This is a genomic window from Nocardioides sp. B-3 (assembly GCF_024703895.1).
Taxonomy (GTDB): domain Bacteria; phylum Actinomycetota; class Actinomycetes; order Propionibacteriales; family Nocardioidaceae; genus Nocardioides.
This window is the reverse complement of record NZ_CP087968.1, coordinates 2,687,247-2,713,173: the sequence shown is the minus strand read 5'-3', so window position 1 is coordinate 2,713,173 and position 25,927 is coordinate 2,687,247. Positions and strand designations below refer to the sequence as shown.

Annotated in this window: 23 protein-coding genes and 8 pseudogenes; 11 read left to right on the top strand and 20 right to left on the bottom strand. The window is 69.5% G+C overall.

Features of this window, described 5'->3' with window-relative positions; translation table 11 throughout:
• Positions 1-33 precede the first annotated feature (33 nt).
• The 6 genes and pseudogenes from LP418_RS17985 (at position 34) to LP418_RS17965 (ending at position 5,295) form a co-directional block, all read left to right on the top strand.
• Positions 34-1,128, top strand: coding sequence for a BMP family lipoprotein (locus LP418_RS17985; RefSeq protein WP_257953099.1), 1,095 nt, complete (start codon positions 34-36; stop codon positions 1,126-1,128).
• A gap of 116 nt (positions 1,129-1,244) precedes the next feature.
• Positions 1,245-2,759, top strand: coding sequence for an ABC transporter ATP-binding protein (locus tag LP418_RS17980; RefSeq protein WP_257953098.1), 1,515 nt, complete (start codon positions 1,245-1,247; stop codon positions 2,757-2,759).
• A 138-nt stretch (positions 2,760-2,897) separates the two neighbouring features.
• Positions 2,898-3,659, top strand: coding sequence for an ABC transporter permease subunit (locus tag LP418_RS17975; RefSeq protein WP_257953097.1), 762 nt, complete (start codon positions 2,898-2,900; stop codon positions 3,657-3,659).
• On the top strand, positions 3,560-3,997 hold the full coding sequence (locus LP418_RS17970; protein ID WP_257953096.1) for an ABC transporter permease: 438 nt from the start codon (positions 3,560-3,562) through the stop codon (positions 3,995-3,997). The genes LP418_RS17975 and LP418_RS17970 overlap by 100 nt, the downstream gene beginning before the upstream one ends.
• 334 nt (positions 3,998-4,331) lie before the next feature.
• Positions 4,332-4,814, top strand: a pseudogene (locus tag LP418_RS33775) (ABC transporter permease subunit); the annotation flags it as partial.
• A 67-nt stretch (positions 4,815-4,881) separates the two neighbouring features.
• A complete protein-coding gene (locus LP418_RS17965; protein WP_257953095.1) occupies positions 4,882-5,295 on the top strand; it encodes an ABC transporter permease in 414 nt (137 codons plus the stop codon).
• Here the strand turns inward: LP418_RS17965 and LP418_RS17960 are convergent.
• From LP418_RS17960 to LP418_RS17915, 10 genes and pseudogenes are all read right to left on the bottom strand, one after another.
• Positions 5,280-6,008, bottom strand: coding sequence for a M20/M25/M40 family metallo-hydrolase (locus LP418_RS17960; protein WP_257953094.1), 729 nt, complete (start codon positions 6,006-6,008; stop codon positions 5,280-5,282). The two genes, LP418_RS17965 and LP418_RS17960, sit on opposite strands and share 16 nt — an antisense overlap.
• A gap of 38 nt (positions 6,009-6,046) precedes the next feature.
• Positions 6,047-6,508, bottom strand: a pseudogene (locus tag LP418_RS17955) (M20/M25/M40 family metallo-hydrolase); the annotation flags it as partial.
• A 55-nt stretch (positions 6,509-6,563) separates the two neighbouring features.
• Complete coding sequence (locus LP418_RS17950; RefSeq protein WP_257953093.1) at positions 6,564-7,001, bottom strand: hypothetical protein; 438 nt, start codon at positions 6,999-7,001, stop codon at positions 6,564-6,566.
• Positions 7,002-7,042: 41 nt separating this feature from the next.
• A pseudogene (meaB, locus tag LP418_RS33770) lies at positions 7,043-8,011 on the bottom strand (methylmalonyl Co-A mutase-associated GTPase MeaB).
• Complete coding sequence (gene scpA, locus LP418_RS17940; RefSeq protein ID WP_257953092.1) at positions 8,001-10,169, bottom strand: methylmalonyl-CoA mutase; 2,169 nt, start codon at positions 10,167-10,169, stop codon at positions 8,001-8,003. Before scpA ends, meaB begins: the two are co-directional and overlap by 11 nt.
• A complete protein-coding gene (locus LP418_RS17935; RefSeq protein WP_257953091.1) occupies positions 10,166-10,570 on the bottom strand; it encodes a hypothetical protein in 405 nt (134 codons plus the stop codon). Before LP418_RS17935 ends, scpA begins: the two co-directional genes overlap by 4 nt.
• Positions 10,571-10,649: 79 nt before the next feature.
• A pseudogene (locus LP418_RS17930) lies at positions 10,650-11,096 on the bottom strand (methylmalonyl-CoA mutase family protein); the annotation flags it as partial.
• Between the two features lie 79 nt (positions 11,097-11,175).
• Positions 11,176-11,943, bottom strand: a pseudogene (locus tag LP418_RS17925) (methylmalonyl-CoA mutase family protein); the annotation flags it as partial.
• A 202-nt stretch (positions 11,944-12,145) separates the two neighbouring features.
• On the bottom strand, positions 12,146-12,403 hold the full coding sequence (locus LP418_RS17920; RefSeq protein ID WP_257953090.1) for a hypothetical protein: 258 nt from the start codon (positions 12,401-12,403) through the stop codon (positions 12,146-12,148).
• A gap of 58 nt (positions 12,404-12,461) precedes the next feature.
• The gene (locus LP418_RS17915; protein ID WP_257953089.1) at positions 12,462-12,689 is read right to left on the bottom strand and encodes a hypothetical protein; all 228 of its coding nucleotides are present in this window, start codon (positions 12,687-12,689) and stop codon (positions 12,462-12,464) included.
• Positions 12,690-13,243: 554 nt separating this feature from the next.
• On the opposite strand from LP418_RS17915, the gene LP418_RS17910 reads away from it, so the two are divergent.
• Together LP418_RS17910 and LP418_RS17905 are read left to right on the top strand one after the other, a co-directional pair.
• Entirely contained in the window at positions 13,244-14,539 is a 1,296-nt protein-coding gene (locus LP418_RS17910) for a cyclic nucleotide-binding domain-containing protein (RefSeq protein ID WP_257953088.1), read from the top strand.
• A gap of 69 nt (positions 14,540-14,608) precedes the next feature.
• On the top strand, positions 14,609-15,688 hold the full coding sequence (locus LP418_RS17905; protein ID WP_257953087.1) for a glycosyltransferase: 1,080 nt from the start codon (positions 14,609-14,611) through the stop codon (positions 15,686-15,688).
• Here LP418_RS17905 and LP418_RS17900 read toward each other — a convergent pair.
• From LP418_RS17900 to LP418_RS17880, 5 genes and pseudogenes are all read right to left on the bottom strand, one after another.
• Positions 15,664-16,443, bottom strand: a complete 780-nt coding sequence (locus LP418_RS17900; protein ID WP_257953086.1) for a succinate dehydrogenase/fumarate reductase iron-sulfur subunit — start codon at positions 16,441-16,443, stop codon at positions 15,664-15,666. The two genes, LP418_RS17905 and LP418_RS17900, sit on opposite strands and share 25 nt — an antisense overlap.
• Before the next feature lie 98 nt (positions 16,444-16,541).
• Positions 16,542-17,045 (bottom strand): annotated as a pseudogene (locus LP418_RS17895) (fumarate reductase/succinate dehydrogenase flavoprotein subunit); the annotation flags it as partial.
• A gap of 85 nt (positions 17,046-17,130) precedes the next feature.
• Positions 17,131-18,228: pseudogene (locus tag LP418_RS17890) on the bottom strand (FAD-dependent oxidoreductase); the annotation flags it as partial.
• A 67-nt stretch (positions 18,229-18,295) separates the two neighbouring features.
• Positions 18,296-18,661 (bottom strand): hypothetical protein, encoded by a 366-nt coding sequence (locus tag LP418_RS17885; RefSeq protein WP_257953085.1) that lies wholly within the window; start codon positions 18,659-18,661, stop codon positions 18,296-18,298.
• 11 nt (positions 18,662-18,672) lie between these two features.
• Positions 18,673-19,014, bottom strand: a complete 342-nt coding sequence (locus tag LP418_RS17880; RefSeq protein ID WP_257953084.1) for a hypothetical protein — start codon at positions 19,012-19,014, stop codon at positions 18,673-18,675.
• A 184-nt stretch (positions 19,015-19,198) separates the two neighbouring features.
• Between LP418_RS17880 and LP418_RS17875 the strand changes: the two genes are divergently transcribed.
• The 3 genes and pseudogenes from LP418_RS17875 (at position 19,199) to LP418_RS17865 (ending at position 22,753) form a co-directional block, all read left to right on the top strand.
• The gene (locus tag LP418_RS17875; RefSeq protein WP_257953083.1) at positions 19,199-19,954 is read left to right on the top strand and encodes a succinate dehydrogenase cytochrome b subunit; all 756 of its coding nucleotides are present in this window, start codon (positions 19,199-19,201) and stop codon (positions 19,952-19,954) included.
• A gap of 72 nt (positions 19,955-20,026) precedes the next feature.
• Entirely contained in the window at positions 20,027-21,994 is a 1,968-nt protein-coding gene (locus LP418_RS17870) for a fumarate reductase/succinate dehydrogenase flavoprotein subunit (protein ID WP_257957081.1), read from the top strand.
• Positions 21,995-22,008: 14 nt separating this feature from the next.
• Positions 22,009-22,753: pseudogene (locus LP418_RS17865) on the top strand (succinate dehydrogenase/fumarate reductase iron-sulfur subunit).
• 46 nt (positions 22,754-22,799) lie between these two features.
• Here LP418_RS17865 and LP418_RS17860 read toward each other — a convergent pair.
• From LP418_RS17860 to LP418_RS17840, 5 genes are all read right to left on the bottom strand, one after another.
• Positions 22,800-23,591 (bottom strand): hypothetical protein, encoded by a 792-nt coding sequence (locus LP418_RS17860; protein ID WP_257953082.1) that lies wholly within the window; start codon positions 23,589-23,591, stop codon positions 22,800-22,802.
• On the bottom strand, positions 23,567-23,857 hold the full coding sequence (locus tag LP418_RS17855) for a hypothetical protein (protein WP_257953081.1): 291 nt from the start codon (positions 23,855-23,857) through the stop codon (positions 23,567-23,569). The genes LP418_RS17860 and LP418_RS17855 overlap by 25 nt, the downstream gene beginning before the upstream one ends.
• Before the next feature lie 228 nt (positions 23,858-24,085).
• Positions 24,086-24,331: an SCO4848 family membrane protein gene (locus tag LP418_RS17850; protein ID WP_257953080.1), complete on the bottom strand. Its 246-nt coding sequence runs from the start codon at positions 24,329-24,331 to the stop codon at positions 24,086-24,088.
• Between the two features lie 8 nt (positions 24,332-24,339).
• Positions 24,340-25,380 carry a YihY/virulence factor BrkB family protein gene (locus LP418_RS17845; RefSeq protein ID WP_257953079.1) on the bottom strand — a complete coding sequence of 347 codons (1,041 nt, stop codon included), beginning with the start codon at positions 25,378-25,380 and terminating at the stop codon, positions 24,340-24,342.
• Positions 25,380-25,874: a 2'-5' RNA ligase family protein gene (locus LP418_RS17840; RefSeq protein ID WP_257953078.1), complete on the bottom strand. Its 495-nt coding sequence runs from the start codon at positions 25,872-25,874 to the stop codon at positions 25,380-25,382. Before LP418_RS17840 ends, LP418_RS17845 begins: the two co-directional genes overlap by 1 nt.
• Positions 25,875-25,927: the final 53 nt, after the last annotated feature.

Here is a 25,927-nt window from a genome sequence, read left to right as displayed (position 1 = left end):
CCATCCCGTGGACCACTGAATTTGGAGGCATCTGTGAGGAAGACGAAGAAGGCCGTCGTGGGCGGCATCGCGGCGCTGCTGGCGACCGCGACCCCGGCCGCATGTGGCGACGCGCCCGAGGAGGAGAACGGCACCGGGACGGAGGCCTCGGCCCCCGACTTCACCCCGTGCATCGTCTCCGACGCAGGCGGGTTCGACGACAAGTCCTTCAACCAGCTCGGTTACGAAGGCGCCAAGCAGGCCGCTGACGAGCTGGGTGTCGATCTGATCGACGTCGAGTCCAACAGCGAGAACGACTACGGCCCCAACACGGAGAGCCTCGTCGCGGAGGGCTGCGACGCGATCGTGACCGTCGGCTTCGCGCTCTCGGCGGCCACCGTCGAGTCGGCCAAGGCCAACCCGGAGATCGAGTACGTCCTCATCGACGACGCCGCCGACAACGACTTCGACGGCACCAAGGACGTCGACAACGTCAAGCCGCTGCTCTACAACACCGCCGAGGCGGCCTTCCCGGCCGGCTACGCGGCCGCGGACTACACCAAGACCGGTGTCGTCGGCACCTACGGCGGCATGGAGTTCCCGACCGTCACGATCTTCATGGACGGCTTCAAGCAGGGCGCCGACTACTACGCCGAGGAGAACGGCAAGGACATCAAGGTCGTCGGCTGGAACGGCAAGACCGGCTCCTTCACCGGTGGCTTCGAGGCCAACGAGGCGGCCACCAGCACGGCTCGCCGCATCCTCGACCGGGACGCTGACGTGATCCTGCCCGTGGGTGGCCCGATCTACCGGGGCGCGCTGACCGCGATCGAGGACTCCGGCAAGGACGTCGCGATGCTCGGCGTCGACGCTGACGTCTACGAGACCGACCCGAACACGCAGGACGTGATCCTGACGTCGATCCTGAAGAACATGAAGGTCTCGACCTACGAGGCCATCATGGCCGCGGGCCGGGACGACTTCGACTTCGAGGCCTACGTCGGCACGCTGGAGAACGACGGCGTCGGCATCGCCCCGTTCCACAACTTCGAGGACAAGGTCTCCCCGGAGCTCCGGGGCAAGCTGGACACGGTCAAGGCCGGCATCATCGACGGCTCGATCGAGGTCACGTCCTACCTCGCTCCGTGACGAAAATCCTGATTTCACGGTGAAGTCAGGGATGTTGCTCCACGCGTGGGGGCCGGCTGCCAAGTCGGCCCCCTTTGCGTGTCCCACGACACATCGCGTGAATAGGATGCGGTCCCATGAAGCTTGTTCTTCGCAACATCACCAAGCGGTTCGGTTCCTTGGTGGCCAACGACCGGATCTCGCTCGACGTGCTGCCCGGTGAGGTGCACTGCCTGCTCGGTGAGAACGGTGCCGGCAAGTCCACCTTGATGAACGTCCTCTACGGCCTCTACCGGGCCGACGAGGGCGAGATCGAGCTCGACGGAGTGGTCCAGCACTTCGCCGGCCCCGGTGATGCGATGGCCGCCGGCATCGGCATGGTGCACCAGCACTTCATGCTCATCCCGGTCTTCACCGTCGCGGAGAACGTCATGCTCGGCAACGAGTCGACCGGCTTCGCCGGCACCCTCGACGTCGACGCCGCCCGCGAGCGCGTGCTGGAGATCTCCTCCCGCTTCGGGTTCCACGTCAACCCGGACGCCGTCGTCGAAGAGCTGCCCGTCGGCGTACAGCAGCGGGTCGAGATCATCAAGGCGCTCTCGCGGGACGCACAGGTGCTGGTGTTCGACGAGCCGACCGCGGTGCTGACGCCGCAGGAGACCGACGAGCTGATGGAGATCATGCGCCAGCTCAAGGAAGCCGGGAAGGCGATCGTCTTCATCACCCACAAGCTGCGCGAGGTGCGCGCGATCGCCGACCGGATCACGGTGATCCGCCGCGGCGCCGTGGTCGGTGAGGCAGAGCCCACCGCCACCAACGCCGAGCTGGCCGCGCTGATGGTCGGCCGCCCGGTCGAGCTGACGGTGCACAAGGACGCGCCGAAGCTCGGGGAGGACGCGCTCGTGGTCAAGGACCTCCGCGTGGTCGACGCGCTGGGCCGAGTCCACCTCGACGGCATCAGCTTCACGATCAAGGCCGGCGAGGTGCTCGCCGTCGCGGGCGTCCGGGGCAACGGCCAGACCGAGCTGACCGAGGCCCTGCTCGGCCTCGAGGACCATGTCGAGGGCTCGATCACCCTCGACGGCAAGCAGCTGATCGGCCGGTCGGTGCGCAGCATCCTCGACGCGGGTGTCGGCTTCATCCCCGAGGACCGACAGGTCGACGGTCTCGTGGGCGGCTTCACGATCGCCGAGAACCTCATGCTCAACCGCAGCTTCAAGTCGCCCTTCGTCAGCCGGGGCTCCCTCAAGAAGGCCGCGCTCGACGAGTTCGCGGAGAAGAAGCTCAAGGAGTACGACGTCCGTGCGCCGGGCATCCACACGCAAGCCGGCAAGCTCTCCGGCGGCAACCAGCAGAAGGTCGTGGTGGCTCGCGAGCTGTCGCGAGACCTGCGCCTGCTCGTCGCTGCCCAGCCGACGCGCGGCGTCGACGTGGGCTCGATCGAGTTCATCCACAAACAGGTCGTGGCCACCCGAGACAGCGGGATCCCCGTGCTCGTCGTGTCGACCGAGCTCGACGAGGTCGTCGCCCTCGCCGACCGGATCATGGTGCTCTACCGCGGGCAGGTGATCGGCATCGTGCCCGGCGACACACCCCGCGAGACACTCGGACTGATGATGACCGGCGAGCGCCCGAAGGATGTGGTCGCGTGAGCGGCACCGAGACCCCCAAGCCCGCCCCCGAGACCCGCACCAGCACGAAGACGCAGACACCACCCGGAAGGCCCGACCCGCTCGGAGTCGCTGCTGCGCGAGATCGCCTCCGGCAACGCGCTGGCCGGCTTCCTAGCGGTGTTCCTCGCGGTGGTCGTCGGGTCGCTGATGATCGCGCTCACCGACGAGGACGTCCGGGCCTCCGCGTCCTACGTCTTCGCTCGTCCGGGCGACTTCTTCCGGGCCACGTGGGACGCCATCTGGGGTGCCTACACCGCACTGTTCCGGGGCTCGGTCTACAACGACCGCGTCGACACCTTCGCCGGCCAGATCCGGCCGCTGACGGAGACGCTGAAGTTCGCAGGGCCGCTGATCGCTGCCGGGCTCGGTGTCGGGCTGGCCTTCCGGGCCGCGCTCTTCAACATCGGCGGCCGCGGCCAGATGCTGCTCGCCGGTGCCGCGTCCGGCTGGGTCGCGTTCAAGTTCGACCTGCCGCTCATCGTGCACCTGCCGCTGGCGATCCTCGCCGGCATGGTCGCCGGCGCCATGTGGGCCGGGATCGCTGGGTCTGCTGAAGGCCCGCACGGGCGCCCACGAGGTGATCGTGACGATCATGCTCAACTACGTCGGCTACTACCTCGTCTTCTTCGCGCTGTCGCGCAAGAGCCTCCTGCAGGCTCCCGGTTCGGCCAACCCCGAAGTCGTCGCCGGCCAAGGAGTCGGCGGTCATGCCGAAGGTGCTGGGCGACCAGTTCAACCTGCACCTCGGCTTCGTGCTCGCGCTCATCGCGGTCGCCATCGTGTGGTGGCTGCTCAACCGTTCGACCCTCGGCTACCGCATCCGTGCTGTCGGGGACAACCCCCACGCCGCCCGCGCCTCGGGCATCAACGTCGGCATGACCTACACCGTGGTGATGCTGATCGCCGGCGCGCTCGTCGGCCTCGCCGGCGCCAACCGAGTCCCGGGCACGGTCACCAGCGGAGTCACGACCGACCTCGACGCCGGCATCGGCTTCGATGCCATCACCGTGGCGCTGCTCGGCAGGTCCCGACCACTGGGCATCCCGGGTGCGGGCATCCTCTTCGGCGCCTTCAAGGCCGGCGGCTTCGCCATGCAGGCCTCAGAAGGCATCCCGGTCGACATCGTGCTGGTCGTGCAGTCCCTCATCGTCCTGTTCATCGCCGCGCCGCCCCCGGTGCGCGCGATCTTCCGACTCCCCGCCAAGGAGGCGAAGTGAGCACCACCGCCGCTCTGACCCCCGACACCGCACACGGCCGGTCCGGTCGTCGCCGTGGTGACCGTGGTGAGTCGCAAGACGCTGGTCATCTTCGCCGTGCTCACCGCGGCCCTCGCGGCCCCGGTGCTGCTGCGGGGGCGAGGCCGGGGACGCGACGTTCCGCCCGGCGTCCGAGTCCGACTTCTTCCAGCTCCCCGAGGTGTCGCTCCCGTCGGTTCCCACGGCCCGGCTGCTCACCGCGGTCTGCGCGCTGCTGACCGCCGAGGCGCTGCGCCGCTACCTCGCCGGGCGTCCCACCCCCGGCTGGATCGTGGTGGCCTTCGCGGTGGCGTGGATGCTGGGCTTCCTCACCGAGGAGGCCTCGGGAGGTTCGCTGCCGGTGGTCGGGCTGCTGGCGGGCTCGCTGGCCCCGGCCGTGCCGCTGGTGTTCGGCGCCCTCGGCGGCGTCCTCGGGGAGCGCGCGGGCGTGGTCAACATCGCCATCGACGGCCAGCTCCTGCTCGGGGCCTTCGCCGCCGCGATCGTGGGCTCCTCGACCGGCTCGCCCCGGGCAGGGCTGGTCGCGGCCATGCTGGCGGGCGCCCCGGTGGCGCTGATGCTGGGTGTCTTCGCCATCACCTACCTCGTCGACCGGGTGATCGTCGGCGTCGTGCTCAACGTGCTCATCATCGGCCTGACGAGCTTCTTGTTCAGCCAGTGCTGGCCCCCAACGCCGCCACCCTCAACTCGCCGCCGCGTTTCCCGCGGGTGCCGATCCCGGTGCTCGGCGACATCCCGCCTCGTCGGGCCGATCTTCTTCCGCCAGACCATGATCGTCTACCTGCTCTACATCGCGGTCGCGCTGGTCACGTTCGCGCTCTACCGCACCCGCTGGGGGCCTGCGCGTGCGCGCCGTCGGCGAGCACCCGAAGGCCGCCGACACCGTCGGCGTCAAGGTCAACCGGACCCGCTACCGCACCATCCTGCTCGCGGGCGCGATCGCCGGCATGGGCGGCGCGTTCTACACGCTGGTGTCGGTGCCGCAGTTCAACCGCGAGATGACCGGTGGTGCCGGCTACATCGCCCTCGCCGCCGTCATCTTCGGCAAGTGGGACCCCATCCGCGCGACCCCGGCGGCGCTGCTCTTCGGCTTCGCGTCCAACCTCCGGGGCGTGCTCGGCGTCCTCGGGGCGCGGGAGCCGTTGCCCAGCCAGTTCATGCTGATGCTGCCCTACGTCATCACCATCGTCGCCGTCGCCGGCTCGGTCGGTCGATCGCGACCGCCCGCGGCCGACGGCATCCCCTACCAGAAGGAATAGAGGCGCTGGCCGCTCAAGCGGTCAGCGCCGCCACGGCGGCCTCGGCGAGCACCCGCGCGCCGATGCCGGTCGCGCGCTCGTCCACCCGCAGGTTGCCCCCGGTGCAGGTCGTAGGTCGCCCCGCCGGGGGTGCGGGTGCCGAGGCGCGCCATCGACCCGGGGATCCGGTCGAGGTACCACCCGAAGTCCTCGCCCCCCGGGCTCTGCGTGGTGGAGACGTGTCCGTGGACGCCGAGCACCCGCTCGACGGCGCCGGCCAGCACCGCGGTCGCGTCAGCGTCGTTGACCACGGGCGGCACACCTCGTTGATAGGTGACTTCGGCCGAGACGCCGTACGGCGCCACGATCTGTCCCACGAGAGTGCGGACGATGTGTTCCGCGTCCGCCCACGCGACCGCGTCGAGCATGCGCACCGTGCCGGCGAGCGTGCCCCGGCCGGGGATGACGTTGGCGGCCGCACCAGCCCGGACCATGCCCCACACCGGGCTGACGCCGGCGCGCGGGTCGAGGCGGCGGCTGAGGATGGCGGGCAGCTCGGTGATCAGCTTGCCGAGCGCGAAGGTGAGGTCCTCGGTGAGGTGCGGGCGACTGGTGTGCCCGCCCTTGCCACCGAGCCGGACGAAGAGAGAGTCGGCGGCTCCGGTGAGCGGCCCCTCGCGCAGGCCGAGGCGACCGACGTCGAGGCTGGGGTCGCAGTGCAGGCCGAAGACCACGGTGCACGTCGTCGAGGGCACCGGCTCCGGATCAGGTGCAGCGCTCCCCCCGGCATGATCTCCTCGGCCGGCTGGAAGAGCAGCCGGACGCGGCCGGGCAGCAGGCCGCTGCCGTGCACACGGTCGATGGCCAGCGCGGCGCCGACGAGGCCCGCGGTGTGCACGTCGTGGCCGCAGGCGTGGGCCACGCCGGGCACGGTGCTGACCCACGGGTCCTTGGTCTGGTCCTCCACCGGCAGCGCATCGAGGTCGGCTCGCAACGCGACGAGCCGCTCGCCCGATCCGATCTCGCCGATCAGCCCGCCCCCCGCGATCGCGGTGAGCTTCCAGTCGGTGTCGGCGAGTGCGTCGATCACCTTGCCGGTGGTGCGTGACTCCGTCCACGCCAGCTCCGGATGGGCATGCAGGTCACGTCGGAAGTCGATCAGCTGGTCGGCGTACTTGTCGACGACTGTGGTGATGAGCGTGGTCGGCGAGTCGCCTGCGGGGGTGTCGGACATGGTCCGTCCAGCCTAGTTGAGGCCACGGCGTGGCTCGGGACCATTCCGCGCCGGGTCAGCTGCGGGTGACCGGGGCCTGCCGGGTGACGGACTCCGCCGCGGTGATCTGGACCGTCAGCGGCTCGTCCCGATCAGTGGGGAACTCACTCTTCTCGACCAGCTTGTCGCAGGTCGCGCGCACGTCGTCGTCTCGCGACGCCGCGTCGACCGACACGGTCACCGGCGCCGAACCGTCGCAGACGACGTAGACGTAGACGAGTCCGCCCTTGCGCAGCTTGACCTTGAAGGTGCCGCCCCCGCCCGACTTGCGCGCCAGCTCGTCCTCGTTGGCCGGCGCGGTGAGCCGGATGGCTCCCTGCTTGATCGCAGCCTCGGCCGTCGTGGTCTCGGTCGGCACGCTCGCCTTCGGTTCGTCGGAACCGCAACCGGAGAGGAGCACGAGGCCGGCCGGGCCGACGGCCAGCACACGGAGAGTTCGCCGAGTTTCACTCACGAGCGGCAGCGTAGTGGCCGGTCGGGACTTCCGTGGCGGAATCAGGAGTCGTACGCCGCGAGGATCCGGTCGGCGGCCATCGGAGCGGCCAGCTCGCCGGTCAGGACGGCCTTGCGTACGTCGTCGCGGATCGCCGCGACGCCGGGCGAGCGCCGCAGCCGCTGGTCGAGCTCGTCGCGCACCAGCGCCCGGGTGAAGTCGAGCTGCTGGCCGGCCCGCTTGTGGGCGAGGCCGTCCTTGCCGAGGTGCTCGCGGTGCGCCTCGACCCGCGCCCACACGTCGTCGACGCCGACGTCGTTGAGGGCTGAACAGGTCACGACCGGGGGCGCCCACTCGCCGTGTCCGCGCACGAGGCGCAGCGCACCGGCGAGCTCGCGGGCAGCCCCCGGGCCTCCTGCTCGCGGTCGCCGTCCGCCTTGTTGACGGTGATGACGTCGGCGATCTCGAGGATCCCCTTCTTGATGCCCTGCAGCTGGTCACCGGTGCGGGCGAGGGTGAGGAAGAGGAACGTGTCGACCATGCCGGCGACGGTGACCTCGGACTGGCCCACGCCGACGGTCTCGACGAGCACGACGTCGTAGCCCGCGGCCTCGAGCACCAGCATCGCCTGCGTGGTCGCGCGGGCGACACCGCCGAGCGTGCCGGCGCTCGGCGAGGGCCGGATGAACGCGTTGGGATCGACCGACAGGCGTGCCATCCGGGTCTTGTCACCCAGCACCGATCCGCCCGTGCGCACGGACGACGGGTCGACGGCGAGCACCCCGACGCGATGACCGGCGGCCGTCAGCCGCGAGCCCCGGGGCCTCGATGAAGGTCGACTTGCCGACGCCGGGGACGCCCGAGATGCCGACCCGGACCGCCGTCTCGCTGCCCACCAGCTCAGCCAGCAGCTCGCGCGCGAGCACCCGGTGCTCGGGCTTGGACGACTCGACGAGCGTGATCGCCCGGGACACCGCGGCCCGCTGGCGGGCGCGGATGCCCTCGACGAGGGTGGGGACGTCAGGCGTCACGGAGTCGCGCCAGCAGGTCGAGCGCCGAGTCGGCGATCACCGTGCCGGGCAGGAACACCGCGGCGGCACCCATGTCCTTGAGCGTCTGCACGTCGTCGGGCGGGATCACGCCGCCGATGACGATCATGATGTCCGCGCGGCCCCGGTCGGCCAGCGCCTGCTTGAGGGCAGGCAGCAGCGTCAGGTGGCCGGCGGCCAGCGAGGAGACCCCGACGATGTGCACGTCGGCGTCGATCGCCTGCTGGGCGACCTCCTCGGGCGTCGAGAACAGCGGGCCCACGTCGACGTCGAAGCCGAGGTCGGCGAAGGCGGTGACGACGACCTTCTGGCCGCGGTCGTGGCCGTCCCGGCCCATCTTGGCGACCGGGATGCGCGGGCGGCGCCCCTCCTCGGCCTCGAACTCGTCGGTGGCCGCGAGGACCTCGGCGACCTTGCCGTCGGCAGCGTTGTTGGCCTCGTCGCGGTACACGCCGCTGATCGTACGGATCACGGCCCGGTGGCGGCCGTAGACCTTCTCCAGCGCGTCGGAGATCTCGCCGACGGTGGCCTTGGCACGCGCGGCGTCGACCGCGAGCGCGAGCAGGTTGCCCTCGAGGGAGCCACCTCCGACCGGACCGGCCTCGGCCGACTTCGTCAGAGCGTCCAGCGATCGCCGTACGTCATCGTCGTTGCGCTCGGCGCGCAGCCGCTCCAGCTTGGCGACCTGCTGCTTGTAGACGTCGTCGTTGTCGACGCGCAGCACGTCGAGCTTGTCCTCGACGGGCAGGCGGTAGGTGTTGACGCCGATGACCTTCTGTGAGCCGGCGTCGATGCGGGCCTGCGTGCGGGCCGCGGCCTCCTCGATGCGCATCTTGGGGATGCCCTGCTCGATGGCCTTGGCCATGCCGCCGGCCTGCTCGGCCTCGAGGATGTGCGCCCGGGCCCGCTCGGCGAGGTCGTGCGTGAGCCGCTCGACGTAGTAGGAACCGGCCCACGGGTCGATGATCTCGGTCGTCCGCGACTCCTGCTGCAGCAGCAGCTGGGTGTTGCGGGCGATGCGCGCGGAGAAGTCGGTCGGCAGCGCGATCGCCTCGTCGAGGGCGTTGGTGTGCAGCGACTGGGTGTGGCCCCGGGTCGCGGCCATCGCCTCGATGCAGGTGCGGCCGACGTTGTTGAAGACGTCCTGCGCGGTCAGCGACCAGCCGGAGGTCTGCGAGTGCGTGCGCAGCGAGAGCGACTTGGGGTTCTTCGGGTCGAACTCGCGCACCAGTCGCGCCCACAGCGCACGGGCCGCGCGCATCTTGGCGATCTCCATGTAGAAGTTCATGCCGATGGCCCAGAAGAAGGACAGGCGGGGCGCGAACTGGTCGATGGTCATGCCGGTGCCCGGGCCGGCTCGGATGTACTCCACACCGTCTGCCAACGTGTAGGCGAGCTCCGGGTCGGCCGTGGCTCCGGCCTCCCGGATGTGGTAGCCGGAGATCGAGATCGAGTTGAAGCGCGGCATCTTCTGCGAGGTGAAGGCGAAGATGTCGCTGATGATCCGCATGCTCGGCGCGGGCGGGTAGATGTAGGTGTTGCGGACCATGAACTCCTTGAGGATGTCGTTCTGGATCGTCCCCGCGAGCTGCTCCGGCTTCACCCCCTGCTCCTCGGCCGCCGCGATGTAGAGCGCGAGCACCGGCAGGACCGCGCCGTTCATGGTCATCGACACCGACATCTCGTCGAGCGGGATGCCGTCGAAGAGCGTGCGGGTGTCGTAGATCGAGTCGATCGCGACACCGGCCATGCCGACGTCGCCGCGCACCCGCGGGTGGTCGGAGTCGTAGCCACGGTGGGTCGCGAGGTCGAAGGCGACGCTCAGGCCCTTCTGGCCGGCCGCGAGGTTGCGCCGGTAGAACGCGTTGGACTCCTCGGCGGTCGAGAAACCGGCGTACTGCCGGATCGTCCACGGCTGCGTGGTGTACATCGTCGGATAGGGCCCGCGCAGGAACGGCGCGATGCCGGGCCACGTGTCGAGGGCGTCGAGGCCCTCGAGGTGCTCGGGTCCGTAGGTCGGGAGGATGTCGATGCCCTCGGGGGACGCCCATGCCTCCCCACCCGCGTCCGGCTGGTTGAGCTGGTCGCTCTGCGACCGTGCCGGAACCAACGGAATCTCGGCGAAGTTCGGGATGCTCATGCCAGCTTCTCCCTCGTCGTGGTCAGGAAGGTCAGCGCGTTGACGCCCATCGCGCAGGAGTCGTCGACCCCGTCGATCGGCTTCCCGGCGATGATCACGTGCGTGGCCCCTGCGTCGCGCAGGGCCGTGGCGAGAGCGGTGCCCCACTCGGCGTACGCCGCATCCGGCCCGGCCGGGCAGACGACCTTTTCGCCGTTGTACGCCGCCAGCACCGACTCGACACCGTCAGTCGGGCCCGCCGCCACGACGGCGACTCCCCCGGCGGCGAACAGGTTGGTGGCGAAGGTCGCTCGCGCCGTGTGCGCGGCGACGGTGCCCATGGTGGCGAGGAAGACCGGCGTGCTCGCCGGCTCGCCGCGGAGCTCCTCGGAACGCGTGGCCGTAGCGGCGCACGTCGTCACCGATCGTGGACGCGACGCGCTCGGGGAGCGACTCACCGAGGTTGGGGAACTCGCTGACGCCGGTCAGCGGCCGCTTGCGCAGCGCCACCTGCTCGTCGCGAGCAGCCGCGACCGCGGCGATGCGGGCGGGGAGGCCGGTGTCGGCGGCCGGGCCCCCGGCGGCCTCGATCTTCTGGAGCTCGGCCCAGCCAGCGATCGCGAGGTCGTCGGTCAGCTTCTCGACGGCGTAGGAGCCACCGGCGGGGTCGGCGACGCGGGCGACGTGCGACTCGGAGATGAGCAGCGAGGAGGTGTTGCGGGCGACCCGACGGCCGAGCGCGTCGGGCAGTCCGAGCGGCTCGTCGAACGGGATGACGGTGACGGACTCGGCACCACCGGCGCCGGCGGCGAAGGCCGCGACGGTGCCGCGGAGCATGTTGACCCGGGGGTCGTACTTGCTCATCTGCGGACGGGAGGTGACGGCGTGCTGGCGCATCTGCGGCGAACCGTCGGCTGAGCCTGTCGAAACCTCGGAGGCCTCCAGCACGCGGGCCCAGAGCCGGCGCTGCTGCGCGGAGCTTGGCGATGGAGGGGAACTGCTCGTCGGTGACGGCGAGGCGGAACTCGATGACGGCCGCGGCCTCGTCGGCGGTGAAGCCGGCCTCGGTCAGCGTGCGCAGCGCGGTGATGCCCGCCGCGATGACGACGCCGAGCTCCCGGGCGTCGCTGGCGCCCTGCTCGTGCACGGGCAGCCCGGACGCGACGACACCGAGAACGCCGTGCTGGCGGGCGATGGTGGCGATCTCGACGAGGTCGCCCGCGAGCGGGTCGGCGCCGAGGTTGGTGCCGGGGTGCAGGTCGACGCCGGTGTCGTCGGCGAGCGTGACGATGGCCTGCGCGGCGGCGGTCGACGTACCGGACAGGACCACCGGGGCGAGGTCGAGGAGCACGCCCTGCAGGGCACGCGGGAGGTCGTCGGCGGTGAGACCGGCGCCGAGCTCGACCCAGAGCGAGGTCGCGCCGTTGTCGAGGTCGATCAGCATGGCCTCGTTGGCCAGCGCCCCGTCGGGACCGCTGATGTGCGCGCGGATGTCCCAGTCGGTGGCCCGGGTCGGGCGACCTTGCGTCACCGAGTCGTCGAGGTCGGCGGCGGAACCGATCGGGGCGACCTCGATCCCGTCGAGGGTGGTCCGGGTGAGCTTGGCCCACACTGCGGAGTCCGGGTCGTCGTCGGTCAGCTTGCGCGCCTTGCGCAGGACCGCGGCCGTGGCCGCCTCCCGAGCTGTGGCGTCGTATTCGTCATCGGGCGATGCCAGTCGGAGCGAACCCTGTTCGGGCTCCAGCTCTGCGGGCTCGGAGAGGCCACCCTCGAGCTTGGCGGGGACGTCGGTCATGGTGGGCACAATAGGCCCGACCCACCCGACCGCGCCTCCGGTGGACCTATGGCATACCTCTCACTTGCCCACGGATCACCCGGTCGCGGCTGCCGACCAGTCGGGCAGCTGCTGCAGCGCCCACCGGTTGCCGTCCGGGTCGGCGAACCGGACGAAGCGACCCCACGCGAGGTCCTGCACGTCGCTCACCTCGATGCCGCGCTCAACCGGGTCGGCGTGCGTCGCATCGGCGTCCGCCACCACGATCTGCAGGTTGTCCAGGGGAGCCGGGCTCCATCTGGGTGAGGCCGCGCCCGATCGCGATCGAGCAGGCCGAGCCCTGTGGGGTCAGCTGGACGAACCGGATCTCGTCACTCACGGTCTGGTCGTGGTCGACGACGAAGCCGACCTTCTCGTAGAACGCCTTGGCCTCGTCGACGTCGGTCACGGGCACCATGATCAGCTCGAGCTTCATCTCCATGGCGCCCACGCTAGGTGCTCCAGCGGACAGATCCGTTCCGCTGTGCCAGTGCCTGCTCTCAGCAGGGGCGGACCGCGGCGATGTCCGTCCGGTTGTGGTCGTGGTCCATCGCGAACGTGCCGGGTTCTCCGACGTGGACGTGGGCATGGAACTGGTTGAACGCGTGCTGCAGCGACGGCATGTCGCAGACGTTCGGGCCCACCTCCACCATCTTGCCGTCGACGTTGACGTAGTGGTGGTGTGCGGGAACGTTGCCCGCGGGCTGAGCAGCGGAGAGCGCGGCCACTCCGATCAGGGAAGCCGCGATGCCTCCCCGCAAGCGCGAGGCGAATCAGGTTTCGCATGGGGTGCCTCCATCGGGACGGACTCACCCGAGATCCACCCTTCAGGATCCTCCGCGTCCGCGGGGGCACCATCACCCAGATCGGTGATGTCTGCACTGGCGGCACACCACGGTCACCAGCCCCGGTTAGCGTCCCTGACCATGACTCGCGAGGCCCGCCCCGGCGGGGCCGCTCCACGAACTGCGCCGTTCGCTGGGGCGAGTGGCGGGCAACCGTGACCTGAGCCGGGTGGAGCTGGCCTTCCTCGGCTCGTCAGTCGGCGATTGGGCGTACGCCACAGCCATCGCGGTCTGGGCGTACGGCGAGGGCGGCGCCAAGGTCGTCGGCATCTGGCTGGCCGTGCGCTATGCACTGATGGCCGTCACCGCTCCGTCCGCATCGGCACTCGCTGACCGGATGTCGCGCAAGCGACTGATGATCCTGGCGGACCCGGGCGCGTGCGCTCCTGGTCGGTGCTGCCGCGCTGTGCCTGTTCCTCGACACGCCTGCGGCACCGGTGTTCGTCCTCGCCACTCTCGCGGCCCTCCCGGGCACGCCGTTCATGGTCGCTCAGCGATCACTGCTCCCGGGCCTCGCCCGGCGACCGGAGGAGCTGAGCGCGGCCAACGGAGTCGCCAGCACCATCACCGCCCCGGCCTTCTTCGCCGGCCCAGCGCTGGCCGCTGCCCTCCTCGGGGTCGCCAGCGTCGAGATCGTGCTCCCGGCCAACGTGACGACCTTCCTCTGGTCGATGGCGTTCCCGGCACGTCTCTCGGCACCGGGTCGGCCCCCGGAGGCGGTCCAACGCGTCAGCAGCCATCGGGCGGAGATCTCGGCGGGGTTCCACACGATCGTCGGCGATCGACGCCCGGTGCTCATCGCCACCGCGACCTGCGCCCAGACCGTGGTCTCCGGAGCCTCCACCGTCTTCGTGCTGGTGATGGCGGACTCGCTCATGGGCACCGGGCCGCGAGGCTTCGGCTACCTCCAGACCGCGTTGGGGCTCGGCGCCCTCGCCGGGGGCATGGTGGCCATCTCACGCTCTTCGCGCGGCAGGTTGAGCTCGGACCTGATCGTCGGCGTCGCGCTCTGGTCGCTTCCACTGGCCATGGTGACGGCGTGGCCGACTCCCTTCAGCTGCGTCGTGGCGATGATCATGCTCGGGCTCGGCAACGCCTTCGTCGACGTCAACCTCGACACGATCGTGCAACGGGTGGTGCCGGATGAGCTGCTCGGGCGGGTGTTCGGCACCTTGGAGGCGTGCTTCATCGTGACGATGGCGATGGGTGCCCTCGCGATGCCGTTCCTGATCGAGTGGTTGGGCTTGCGAGCTGCACTGTTGGCCCCGGCGATGCCCGTCGCCCTCATCGCAGGATCCCTGTTGCCGAGCATGAGACGCCCGGACTCGACGTTGGTCGCGCCTGCCAACCTCCACCTCCTCGAAGCCATCGACATCTTCGCCCCGCTCCCGCTGGGGGCCGTCGAGACGCTGGCACGCGCCGCCGAGTCGCTGCGATTCGGTGCGGGAGAGACAATCGTGCGTGAGGGGGACGCCGCCAGCCTCTTCTTCATCATCGAGAGCGGTCGGGTCCAGGTGACGCAGGGTCTGCGCGCACTGCGTGCCGAAGGGCCCGGGGAGTTCTTCGGTGAGATCGGGCTGCTTCGCGATGTGCCGAGAACAGCCACGATCACCGCCCCGGAGGACACCGTCGTCCGGGTCATCGACCGCGACGACTTCCTGCGTGCGGTCACGGGACACAGCGGGGCGCGGCTCGCGGCCGACAATGTCGCCACCCGCCGACTCGCCGTCTGAGCGGCCGGTCGCTGTCTTCGCCGGACGTTTCGCGACAGTTGGCCTCACCGACGCCGGACCGCGGCACACGTGATCGATCCTGTCGGCATGGAGACCCGTCGGATCGCTCTCGTCACCGAGAAGTTCTATCCCGCCGTCGACGGCACGACGACCACGCTCAAGCAGGTCGCCGACCACCTCATCGACGCCGGCCACGAGGTCCTGATCGTCGCGCCCGGTCCGGGGCTCGGCACCTACCGCCGCAGCCGCGTCGCCCGGATCCGCCCGCTCGACAAGCCCGGACGCCGGGTCCGCGAGGCGCTGGAGAAGTTCGAGCCCGACCTCGTGCACGTGACCTCGCCGGCCACGCTGGGCCGCAAGGCGCTCAAGCACGCGCATCGCCTTGGCGTGCCCACCCTCGTCGTACAGCACTCGATCCCGCTGCTCGCCCCCCGTGCCGACCGGGTCGTGGCGACGTCCGCATTCCTCGCCGACCGGCTGGCCGAGCTCGGCGTCGAGGCGCCCGTCTGGGAGCCCGGCGTCGACACCCGCGCCTTCAACCCCGACCTCCGCGACCAGTGGTTGCACGACAAGTGGTCGCGCGCGCGCTCGAAGGACGGCCGGCAGGTCGTGATCGGCTACGCGGGCAGCCTCCACAAGCGTCACGGCGTACGCCGACTGGCGGAGCTCGCAGACGTGGCCGGGATCCGCTTCGTGGTGATCGGAGAGGGACCTGCAGCGGGTCTGGCTCGAGCGCCACCTCCCCGTGCGAAGTTCACCGGCGCCCTCACCACGGGCGACCTCGCCGCCGCGCTCGCCTCCCTCGACCTGCTCGTCCACCCCGGCGAGGAGGAGTCGTGCTGCCACGCGCTGCGCGAGGCGGCCGCGGCCGGCCTGCCCGTGGTCGCGCCTCGGGCCGGCGGTGCGCCCGGCGTCGTACGCGCCCCGGAGACCGGCCTGCTCTACGACTCGCAGGCCCCGGCCGGTCTGCGCCGCGCGGTCGAGTCAGTCGCCGGCGATCGCCACCCGCGCGCTCATGGGGGGGCGCGCGGACGCGAGCTCAGCACGCGGTCGTGGAGCGATGCTTGCGGCGAGCTCGTCTCCGAGCACTACGCGCCGCTGCTGCGCGAGGTGCAGGCCATGGCTCAGACCTCGGTGCGCCCTTCGTAGTCCTTGCTCCGCAACCCGATCTTGTTGCCGAGCCAGACGAGCGGGTCGTACTTGCGGTCCACCACGCGCTCCTTCAGCGGGATGATCGCGTTGTCGGTGATCTTGATGCCCTCGGGACAGACCTCGGTGCAGCACTTGGTGATGTTGCACATCCCCAGCCCGGCCGCGCCCCGGGCCAGCTCACGCCGGTCGTGGGTGTCGAGCGGGTGCATGTCGAGCTCGGCGTAGCGCAGGAAGAAGCGCGGCCCGGCGAAGGCCTCCTTGTTGTCCTCGTGGTCGCGCACCACGTGACACGTGTTCTGGCACAGGAAGCACTCGATGCACTTGCGGAACTCCTGCCCGCGCTCGACGTCGATCTGCTGCATCCGGCGCTTGCCGTCCGCGTCGCGCGGCGGGGGCGCGAAGGCCGGCAACTCCTTGGCCTTCTCGTAGTTGAAGGACACGTCGGTGACCGTGTCGCGGATCACCGGGAAGCTGCGCATCGGGGTGACCGTGATGACCTCGTCCTCCTCGAAGTCCGAGAGCCGGCACATGCACATCAGCCGCGGCTTGCCGTTGACCTCGGCGCTGCACGAGCCGCACTTGCCGGCCTTGCAGTTCCAGCGCACCGCCGGGTCGCCGGCCTGCGTGCCCTGCACGCGGTGGATCGCGTCGAGCACGACCTCGCCCTCCGAGACCTCGACGGGATAGTCCTTGATCTCGCCGCCGTCCTTGTCCCCGCGCCAGATCCTCAGCTTCAACAGGTAATTGGTCATGCGAAGTACCCCTTCAGCTCGTCGGGCATCTCGGGCAACGGCTTCTCGTGCAGATCCACGCCGTCACCGGTGCCGTTGAGGTTGACCACGAGGTTCTTCGTGCCCCATTCGGCGTTCGGTCCGGGGAAGTCGTCGTGGGTGTGACCGCCCCGCGACTCCTCGCGGGCGAGGGCGGCCTTGGCGATGCACTCGCTGACGATCAGCATGTTGCGCAGGTCGAGCGCGAGGTGCCAGCCCGGGTTGTACTGCCGGTGTCCCTCGACCACCATCGTCCGCGCCCGCACCTTGAAGGCCTCGATCTCGCTGAGCGACTCCTCGAGCTCGGAGGCCGTGCGGATGATGCCGACCGGGTCGTTCATCGACTGCTGCAGGTCGGACTGGATCGTGTAGGGGTTCTCCCCGCCCTCGACCTCGAACGGCGCGAGCGCGCTCGTCTGCGCGGACCTCACGTCGGCCTCGTCGACCTTCGGTCGAGCGTCGCCGAGCGAGTTCGCGTAGTCCGTCGCGGCCTCGCCGGCTCGCTTGCCGAAGACCAGCAGGTCGCCGAGCGAGTTGCCACCCAGCCGGTTCGAGCCGTGCATGCCGCCCGAGCACTCGCCCACGGCATACAGGGCCGGTGACCGCGCTCTCACGGGTGTCCGCGTCGACCTCGACCCCGCCCATGACGTAGTGGCAGGTCGGGCCGATCTCCATCGGCTCGGCGGTGATGTCGACGTCGGCGAGCTCCTTGAACTGGTGGTACATCGACGGCAGCCGCTTGCGGATGAACTCAGGCGTACGGCGCGACGCGATGTCGAGGTAGATGCCGCCGTGCGGAGTGCCTCGCCCGGCCTTGATCTCGGAGTTGATGGCGCGCGCGACCTCGTCGCGCGGCAGCAGCTCGGGTGGTCGGCGGTTGTTCTTCTTGTCGTCGTACCAGCGGTCCGCCTCCTCGATGGAGTCGGCGGTCTCGGCCTTGAAGAAGTCCGGGATGTAGTCGAACATGAAGCGCTTGCCCTCGGAGTTCTTCAGGATGCCGCCGTCGCCGCGCACCGACTCCGTCACCAGCAGGCCCTTGACCGAGGGCGGCCAGACCATGCCCGTCGGGTGGAACTGCACGAACTCCATGTTGATCAGGCTGGCGCCCGCCCGCATCGCGAGGGCGTGGCCGTCGCCGGTGTACTCCCGGGAGTTGGAGGTGACCTTGAAGGACTTGCCGATGCCGCCGGTGGCGAGGATGACGCTGGGGGCGTCGAAGACGATGAACCGGCCGGACTCGCGCCAGTAGGCAAAGGCGCCGGCGATCTTCCCGTCGGCCTTGAACAGGTCGGTGACCGTGCACTCCATGAAGACGTCGATGCCGAGCGCGACCGCGCGCTGCTGCAGCGTGCGGATCATCTCGAGGCCGGTCCGGTCGCCGACGTGGGCGAGCCGGGCGTACTTGTGGCCGCCGAAGTCGCGCTGGCTGATCAGCCCGTCCTCGGTGCGGTCGAAGAGCGCGCCCCAGTCCTCGAGCTCCTGCACCCGCTCGGGGGCCTCCTGCGCGTGCAGCTGCGCCATCCGCCAGTTGTTGAGCATCTTCCCGCCGCGCATGGTGTCGCGGAAGTGCACTTCCCAGTTGTCCTCGGGATAGACGTTGCCCATCGAGGCAGCGATGCCACCCTCGGCCATCACCGTGTGCGCCTTGCCCAGCAGCGACTTGCAGACGATCGCCACCCGGGCGCCCGAGTCGTGCGCCGCGATCGCCGCGCGGAGCCCGGCCCCGCCGGCGCCGACCACGACGACGTCATAGGTGTGGCGTTCCATACCGCCTTCGGCGAAGCCGGACATCTCGTTGCCGGTCATGGGGTGTCGTGTCGTGTCAGCCATGTCTCTAGAAGAACCTCACGTCGGTGATCGTGCCCGTCGCCAGCAACCAGATGTAGAGGTCGACCGGGGCGACGGAGAACAGGGAGTACCACGCGTACTTGCCGTGGTCGGCGTTCAGCTTCGAGACCCGGGTCCAGAGCTTGTAGCGGACCGGGTGCTTGGAGAAGTGCCGTAGTCGCCCGCCCACGGTGTGCCGACACGAGTGGCACGAGAGCGTGTAGAGCCAGATGAAGACGACGTTGATCAGCATCAGCAGCGTGCCCGGGCCCATGTGGCCCCACTCGTGCTCGGCGTTGCGGAAGGCCAGCACGACGTCGAAGGACAGGATGAGGGCGACCAGCACGGCGGCGTACCAGAAGTAGCGGTGCACGTTCTGCAGGATCAGCGGCAGCCCTGGTCTCGCCGGAGTAGGCCTTGTGCGGCTCGGCGACCGCGCAGGCGGGCGGCGAGAGCCAGAAGGCCCGGTAGTAGGCCTTGCGGTAGTAGTAGCAGGTCATCCGGAAGCCCAGCGGGAAGATCAGGATGATCAGCGCGGCCGACAGCGGGAAGGCCTTGAACGGCTGCCCGAAGTCGGAGGCGCCCTCGACGCAGTCGCCCAGACAGGGCGAGTAGAACGGCGAGAGATAGGGCGAGGAGTAGTAGTCGCGGCCCATGAACGCGCGCACCGTCGCGTAGACGACGAAGGCGCTGAACACCGCGAACGTCGTCAGCGGCGCGATCCACCACCGGTCCGTCCGCAGCGTGCGAGCGTCGATGCTGGCTCGCGTGGGTCCTGTCACTCCGGTATCGGTCCCTGCATTGGTCAAGGCGCAGTCTCCTCCGTGGTGGACAACGGGACCGACTATGGCTTGTGTCACACGTCAGGGGGAAGGGGGCGCGCCCGACAGACCGACCGGTAACCGGACATATGTCACAGGCCCAACGTCCATCGAGGGGTCCTCAGCGCGGTACGGTGCTGGACGTGTCAACCACGTCTCTGGTCAAAGGGGCGCGTGCATCGCGCTCGACCATCGCGCTCAAGCTCCTGATGGCTATTTCCGGCCTCATCTTCATCGGCTTCGTGCTGATGCACATGTACGGAAATCTCAAGGCCTTCGCCGGCCATGACGCCTTCAACGAGTACGCCCACCACCTGCGCACCTTCGGTGAGCCGATGCTGCCCCACGAGGGGTTGCTCTGGATCATCCGCGTCGTGCTGCTCGGCGCTCTGATCGTGCACGTCTACGCCGCCGTCATGTTGTGGCGCCGCGCGAAGCGCGCCCGCACCACGCCGTACGTCATGAAGAAGCACACGGGCGCGATCTTCGCGAGCCGGCTGATGCGCTGGGGCGGCGTCACGCTGCTGCTGTTCATCATCTGGCACCTCCTGAACTTCACCATCGGCAAGGTCAACGTGCAGGGCGGTCCGACCAACGACCCCTACAACCTGCTGGTCGACACGTTCGACACGTGGTGGCTCACGGTGATCTACCTCGTCGCCATGCTCGCCCTCGGCGCGCACCTGCACCACGGCGTCTGGAGCGCCGCGCAGACCCTCGGCCTCACGGGCAACGCCAAGGCCCGCGCGACGTGGAAGAAGATCGCCTTCGCCACGGCGCTGGTCATCTCGGTCGGCTTCTCGCTGGTGCCGATCTTCGTCCTCGCCGGCGTCATCTCGAAGTAAGGGATCTCCATGAACTACGAAATGCCGGACACCACGACGACGGCCGAACCCTCGCAGGACACGCCCGCGGAGATGACCGACGACGCCGCGGGTTACTACACCCCGGGCGACCCGCTCGTCGACGCCAAGGCCCCGACCGGCCCCATCGCCGACCGCTGGCAGGACCGCAAGTTCGAGGCTCGCCTCGTCAACCCGTCCAACCGCCGCAAGCTCGACATCATCATCGTCGGCACCGGCCCGGCTGGCGCCTCGGCCGCCGCCACGCTCGGCGAGGCCGGCTACAACGTGAAGTCCTTCTGCTACCGGGACTCCCCGCGTCGTGCCCACTCGATCGCCGCGCAGGGCGGCATCAACGCCGCGAAGAACTACAAGGAGGACGGCGACTCCGTCCACCGCCTCTTCTACGACACGGTCAAGGGCGGCGACTACCGCTCGCGCGAGTCCAACGTCTACCGCCCGGCCGAGGTCAGCACCAACATCATCGACCAGTGCGTCGCCCGGGGCGTCCCGTTCGCCCGGGAGTACGGCGGTCTGCTGGACAACCGCTCGTTCGGCGGCGTACAGGTGTCGCGGACGTTCTACGCCCGTGGCCAGACCGGCCAGCAGCTGCTGATCGGCGCCTACCGGGCCCTCGAGCGCCGTGTCGCGGCCGGCACGGTCGAGACCTTCACCCGGCACGAGATGCTGGAGCTGATCGTCGTCGACGGCAAGGCCCGCGGCATCATCGCCCGCGACATGGTCACCGGCGCGATCGAGACGCACCTCGCCGACACCGTCGTGCTCGCCAGCGGCGGCTACGGCAACGTCTTCTACCTCTCCACCAACGCGATGGGCTGCAACGTCACCGCCGCGTGGCGTGCGCACCGCAAGGGCGCCTACATGGCCAACCCCTGCTACACGCAGATCCACCCGACCTGCATCCCGGTCTCCGGTTCGCACCAGTCCAAGCTGACGCTGATGAGCGAGTCGCTCCGCAACGACGGCCGCATCTGGGTGCCGAAGAACGAGGCCGACTGCGACAAGGACCCGCGCGACATCGCCGAGGAGGACCGCGACTACTACCCGGAGCGGATCTACCCGTCCTTCGGCAACCTGGTCCCCTGCGACATCGCGTCGCGTGCGGCCAAGCACGTCTGCGACGAGGGCCGCGGTGTCGGCCCGAAGGTCGACGGTGTCCGTCGCGGTGTCTACCTCGACTTCGCCGCCGCCATCGAGCGCCCGGGTCGTGACGGCATCGAGGAGAAGTACGACAACCTCCCGGACATGTACGAGCGGATCACGGGTGAGAACCCCTACGAGATGCCGATGCGCATCTACCCCGCCGTGCACTACGTCATGGGCGGCGTGTGGGTCGACTACGACCTGATGTCGACGATCCCCGGCCTGTTCGTGACCGGTGAGGCCAACTTCTCCGACCACGGCGCCAACCGTCTCGGCGCCTCGGCGCTGATGCAGGGCCCGGCCGACGGCTACTTCGTGCTGCCGCACACCATCCGCGACTACCTCGCGGACGGGCCGTTCGAGAAGGTCGACGAGTCGCACCCGGCCGTCGTGGAGGCCCGTACCTCGGTCGAGGAGCGGATCAACCACTTCCTCAACGTCAACGGCACCCGCAGCGTCGACTCCTACCACCGCGAGCTCGGCAACATCATGTGGGAGTACTGCGGCATGGAGCGGACCGAGGACGGCCTGAAGAAGGCCATCGACCTCATCCGCACCCTCAAGGACGACTTCTGGCGCAACGTGAAGGTGCTCGGCACCAACGAGTCGCTCAACCAGTCGCTCGAGAAGGCCGGTCGGGTCGCCGACTTCATCGAGCTCGGTGAGCTCATGTGCATCGACGCCCTCAACCGCCGCGAGTCCTGCGGCGGCCACTTCCGTGGCGAGTCGCAGACCGAGGACGGCGAGGCCCTGCGCCACGACGACCTCTTCGCGTACGTCGCAGCGTGGGAGTTCGCCGGTGACGGTGAAGCGCCAGTCCTGCACAAGGAAGAACTCACCTACACAGCCATCGAGATGAAGCAGCGGAGCTACAAGTGAGCAGCAACAGCAACATGAGCCTGACGCTCAAGATCTGGCGTCAGCCCGATGCCGTCTCGGCCGGCGCGATGCATACCTACCAGCTCGACGACGTGTCCCCGGACATGTCGTTCCCCGGAGATGCTCGACGTCCTCAACGAGCAGCTGAACGCGAAGGGCGAGGACCCGATCGCGTTCGACTCCGACTGTCGCGAGGGCATCTGCGGCATGTGTGGCCTGATGATCAACGGTGACGCGCACGGTCCCGAGGTCACCACCACGTGCCAGCTGCACATGCGTTCCTTCACCGACGGCGAGACCATCACCATCGAGCCGTGGCGCGCCACCGCTTTCCCGGTGATCAAGGACCTCGTCGTCGACCGCAGCGCCTTCGACCGGATCATCCAGCAGGGTGGCTACATCTCGGTCAACACGGGTTCCGCGCCCGAGGCCCACTCCGTGCCGGTCCCCCGCGACGACGCGATGCGCGCCTTCAGCGTGGCCACCTGCATCGGCTGTGGCGCCTGCGTGGCGGCCTGCCCCAACGGCTCGGCCTCGCTGTTCATGGGTGCCAAGATCACCCACCTCGGCGAGCTCCCCCGGGGCCAGCCCGAGCGCGACTCCCGCGTCGTCAACATGGTCGCCCAGCACGACCACGAGGGCTTCGGTGGTTGCACCAACATCGGCGAGTGCACCGCCGCCTGCCCCAAGGAGATCCCGCTCGACGTGATCTCGCAGCTGAACAAGGACCTGCGCACCGCGCTGGCCCACGGTCACTGAGCACTTCGCTGGCCCGTCCGGACGACTCGTCCGGGCGGGCCAGCGGTCATTCGGGCGCTCGTCCGCCCGCCGCTCCACCTGCCCCCACGCCCACACGTCCGCACGCCCACAGCGGTGCGTCAGCCACATTTCCGGCCGAGGAATGTGGTCTACGCACCGCTGGATCAGCGGCCGCAGGGCGTACGACGTCTCGAAGCGGACGGAAGAGGCTTCCCCAGAGCTCCCCGAACTCAGGCTCGGGCCCCTCGTAGCCGGCCTCGGCGAGAGCCCGGAAGACGAGCCTGATCGCCACCCGGGGTCGTCTCAGGCGCTCCTTGGTGATCTGGAGGTATGCCGCCTGAATCCGCCGGAAGATCAGGTAGCGATCGATGTCCGCGATGTACTGGCTGCGGTCCTCCCGGTGGTGGCCGCCCTCGTACTCGACCGCCTGACGCCACGGTGCCCACCACAGGTCCGGGATCACCAACGTTCCGTCGTCGGTCCTGAGCTCGGGATTCACGTCTGGCTCGGGCAGCCCACTGAAACGCACCAGCGTGAGCAGCTCTGCCTCGGGCAACGACCGGCAGCGACCCTCCGAGTGCTCCAGCACCCACCGCGCCTCGAGCACGCCGCGACGCCGGGGCTGTTCGACCAGCAGCCTCTGCAACGCCTCGAGGTCCAGCTGCTCGAGGTGCAGCAGCATCGAGCCCACCTTGATCGCGTCGATCACCCTTGCCTCTGCGCAGTAGGCGACGAAAGCTGCCTCGACATCCACCCCTTCGTCGCCAGCGGAGGGCATCGACACCGTGCGATGCAGGAAGATCCCCGGGATCGTCAGGTGGTGGTCGACCGCCACCACGAAGTGCAGCGGCTCGGACGGACCGTAGTCCAGGGCCGAGCTCCCCGGATCCTCGTGATGCCAGTCGTCCTCGCTTCCGCGGGCAGCGCCGACCTCGCGGCCTCGATCCGATCGGCGAACGTGAGCACGTGGTCACGATGGCAGTAGACCCCGTCGTGCAGGCGCGTGAACTGGACGCCTTCGAGCACCCGGGCGGTGATCCCGGCCTCGAGCGCCTCACCGCGGGAGAACGGACGTGAGCGGAAGATGTCGGGGACGACGAACATGGATCGATTGCGCCACGATTCGCCGGCCAGCGCGTCGCCGTACCCCCGATGCCTGTGGATGGAGGCCGCCCAACAGCCCCTGTGCACGCGTTGCGGCCAGCCTCCGGTACTCCCCTCGGCGGTGGCACACCCACAAAATCCTCGTCAGGAATGTGGCTCACTCACCGCTACTGGGCAGAATCGCATGTGGCCACGCCGACCACGGGTGGCACACCCACAAAATCCTCGTCAGGAATGTGGCTCACTCACCGCTGGGGAGCTCGCGGGGAGCGGAGCACCTTCGCACCCCAGGGCCGCGAAGACGCCACCCGGGACCGGGTTGATCACGATCAGCACGGTGTGCGCGATCCAGTAGCCGGCCGGGCGGTCCTCACCGGCGCTGTGCGCGGCGTAGAGGTTCTTGGTGAACATCCCCCACGTGATGAAGTTCCACACGGCGACGCCGAGCAGGAACAGTCCGTGCTTGCGCTGCATCTGCATCTTCACTTCTTCTTTCGTCGGAGTACGGCGACCAGCGCGAGCATCACGCCCGCGCCCGCCGCAAAGGCGCCCTTGGTCGAGGACGGCGCAGGAGCAGGAGAGGCGGCCGCGAGCGAGACCTGCGGCCCGTGGACGAGCCCCTCCGCGGGCGGGACCGTGAGCAGGGCACGGGCCGAGGCAGACGTGTGCGCCCACGCCGCGGCGTACATGACCACGCGGGAGAAGTAGTTGATCCACACGACGAGGATCAGCGCGATGCCGAACGCCCGGAAGGCGGGCTGCTCCTTGGTGGTGGACATCAGGTAGGTCGAGAGCTGCTTGAGCACCTCGAAGCCGAGGGCGCCGAGCAGGGCGCCCGACCACAGGGAGCGGGTCGGGGTGTGCGGATCGGCGAGCAGCTTGAACATGACGAAGAACAGCAGCATGTTGGCCAGCAGCCCGATGACGACAGCGAGGATCCCGAGCGCCCAGCCGAGCTCGGAGTCGAGCCCCACCCAGTCGAGGATGGCGTCGGAGAAACCGGTCACCGCGCCGGCGATCGCCACGCTGACGATCAGCACCGGGCCGATCGTCGCGAGGCTCAGGAGGTCCTTGACCTTGCCGACGACGAAGTTGGGCTTCTCCCGCTTCGGCATCTCGAAGACGGCCATCAGGGCCTCGCGCATGCCCGAGAGCCAGCCGAGGCCGGAGTAGAGGACGCCGACGACCCCGATGCCTGCGGCCGCGGCGGCGGCGCTCTGCACCTGTTCGAGCGAGATCGTCCCGCCGGCCCCGTCGGCGCTGACCATGCCCGGGAGGACCCCGTTGATGGCGTCGATCAGCTGGTCCCGGGCGTCGTAGACCTGTGAGACCCGGCCGACCACGAAGAACGCCAGCGCCATGATCGGGAAGAAGGACAGGAAGCCGAAGAACGTCACCGCACCGGCGAGCCCGTTGCCGTTGACGCTGCCGTAGTGCAGGAACGTCCGGACCACGTGGTCGACGAACGGCCGTCGCTCCCGGAGCGCGCCCAAGCGCTGCTTCGCGGTCTGGACGATGGACATCAGAGCAGCGCGAACTCGCGGGTGGGTTGCCAGCCGGCGCCGTCGTCGTGGACGTAGAGGGCGAAGTGGTCGGCCGCGAACTCGCACTCGAAGTCGGCCAGCTCGCGGAACGCCCGGTCGAGCTGGGCGTCGGCGAGGTGATGGGCAATCGTGACGTGCGGGTGGTAGGGGAAGCCGAGGTCGACGTCCAGCGGCCCGCTGCGCACCGCCCGGGCCAGCTGCTCGCACTGGGAGATCCCCTCGACCACAGCGACGAAGACGACCGGCGAGACGGGCCGGAAGGTGCCGGTGCCGCGGAGGTGGATGCGGAACGCCTCGATCGTGGGTGCGACGGCCGCCGGGTGTGACTCGACAACTGCCGGGTCCGCGGCCGAGACGTCCACCGGCGGGATCAAGGTGATGTGCGTGGGGATGTGCGTGGCCGTGAGGTCGCCGACGGAGGTCCGGTAGTCCCGGAGCTCGGTGGCCCAGGGGCTCCGGAATCGCGACGGCAACTCCGATGGTCGGCACGCCGAGACCCTACCGAACTGGTTCGCGGAGCGGGGCA

Excerpts from the sequence above, each read along its gene's own strand:
- LP418_RS17980 (WP_257953098.1), top strand. The coding sequence starts at position 1,245 with ATGAAGCTTGTTCTTCGCAACATCACCAAGCGGTTCGGTTCCTTGGTG.
- scpA (WP_257953092.1), bottom strand. The coding sequence starts at position 10,169 with ATGAGCATCCCGAACTTCGCCGAGATTCCGTTGGTTCCGGCACGGTCG.
- LP418_RS17920 (WP_257953090.1), bottom strand. The coding sequence starts at position 12,403 with ATGGAGATGAAGCTCGAGCTGATCATGGTGCCCGTGACCGACGTCGAC.
- LP418_RS17900 (WP_257953086.1), bottom strand. The coding sequence starts at position 16,443 with ATGACCAATTACCTGTTGAAGCTGAGGATCTGGCGCGGGGACAAGGAC.
- LP418_RS17875 (WP_257953083.1), top strand. The coding sequence starts at position 19,199 with ATGTCACAGGCCCAACGTCCATCGAGGGGTCCTCAGCGCGGTACGGTG.
- LP418_RS17870 (WP_257957081.1), top strand. The coding sequence starts at position 20,027 with ATGACCGACGACGCCGCGGGTTACTACACCCCGGGCGACCCGCTCGTC.
- LP418_RS17855 (WP_257953081.1), bottom strand. The coding sequence starts at position 23,857 with ATGTTCGTCGTCCCCGACATCTTCCGCTCACGTCCGTTCTCCCGCGGT.
- LP418_RS17850 (WP_257953080.1), bottom strand. The coding sequence starts at position 24,331 with ATGCAGCGCAAGCACGGACTGTTCCTGCTCGGCGTCGCCGTGTGGAAC.
- LP418_RS17845 (WP_257953079.1), bottom strand. The coding sequence starts at position 25,380 with ATGTCCATCGTCCAGACCGCGAAGCAGCGCTTGGGCGCGCTCCGGGAG.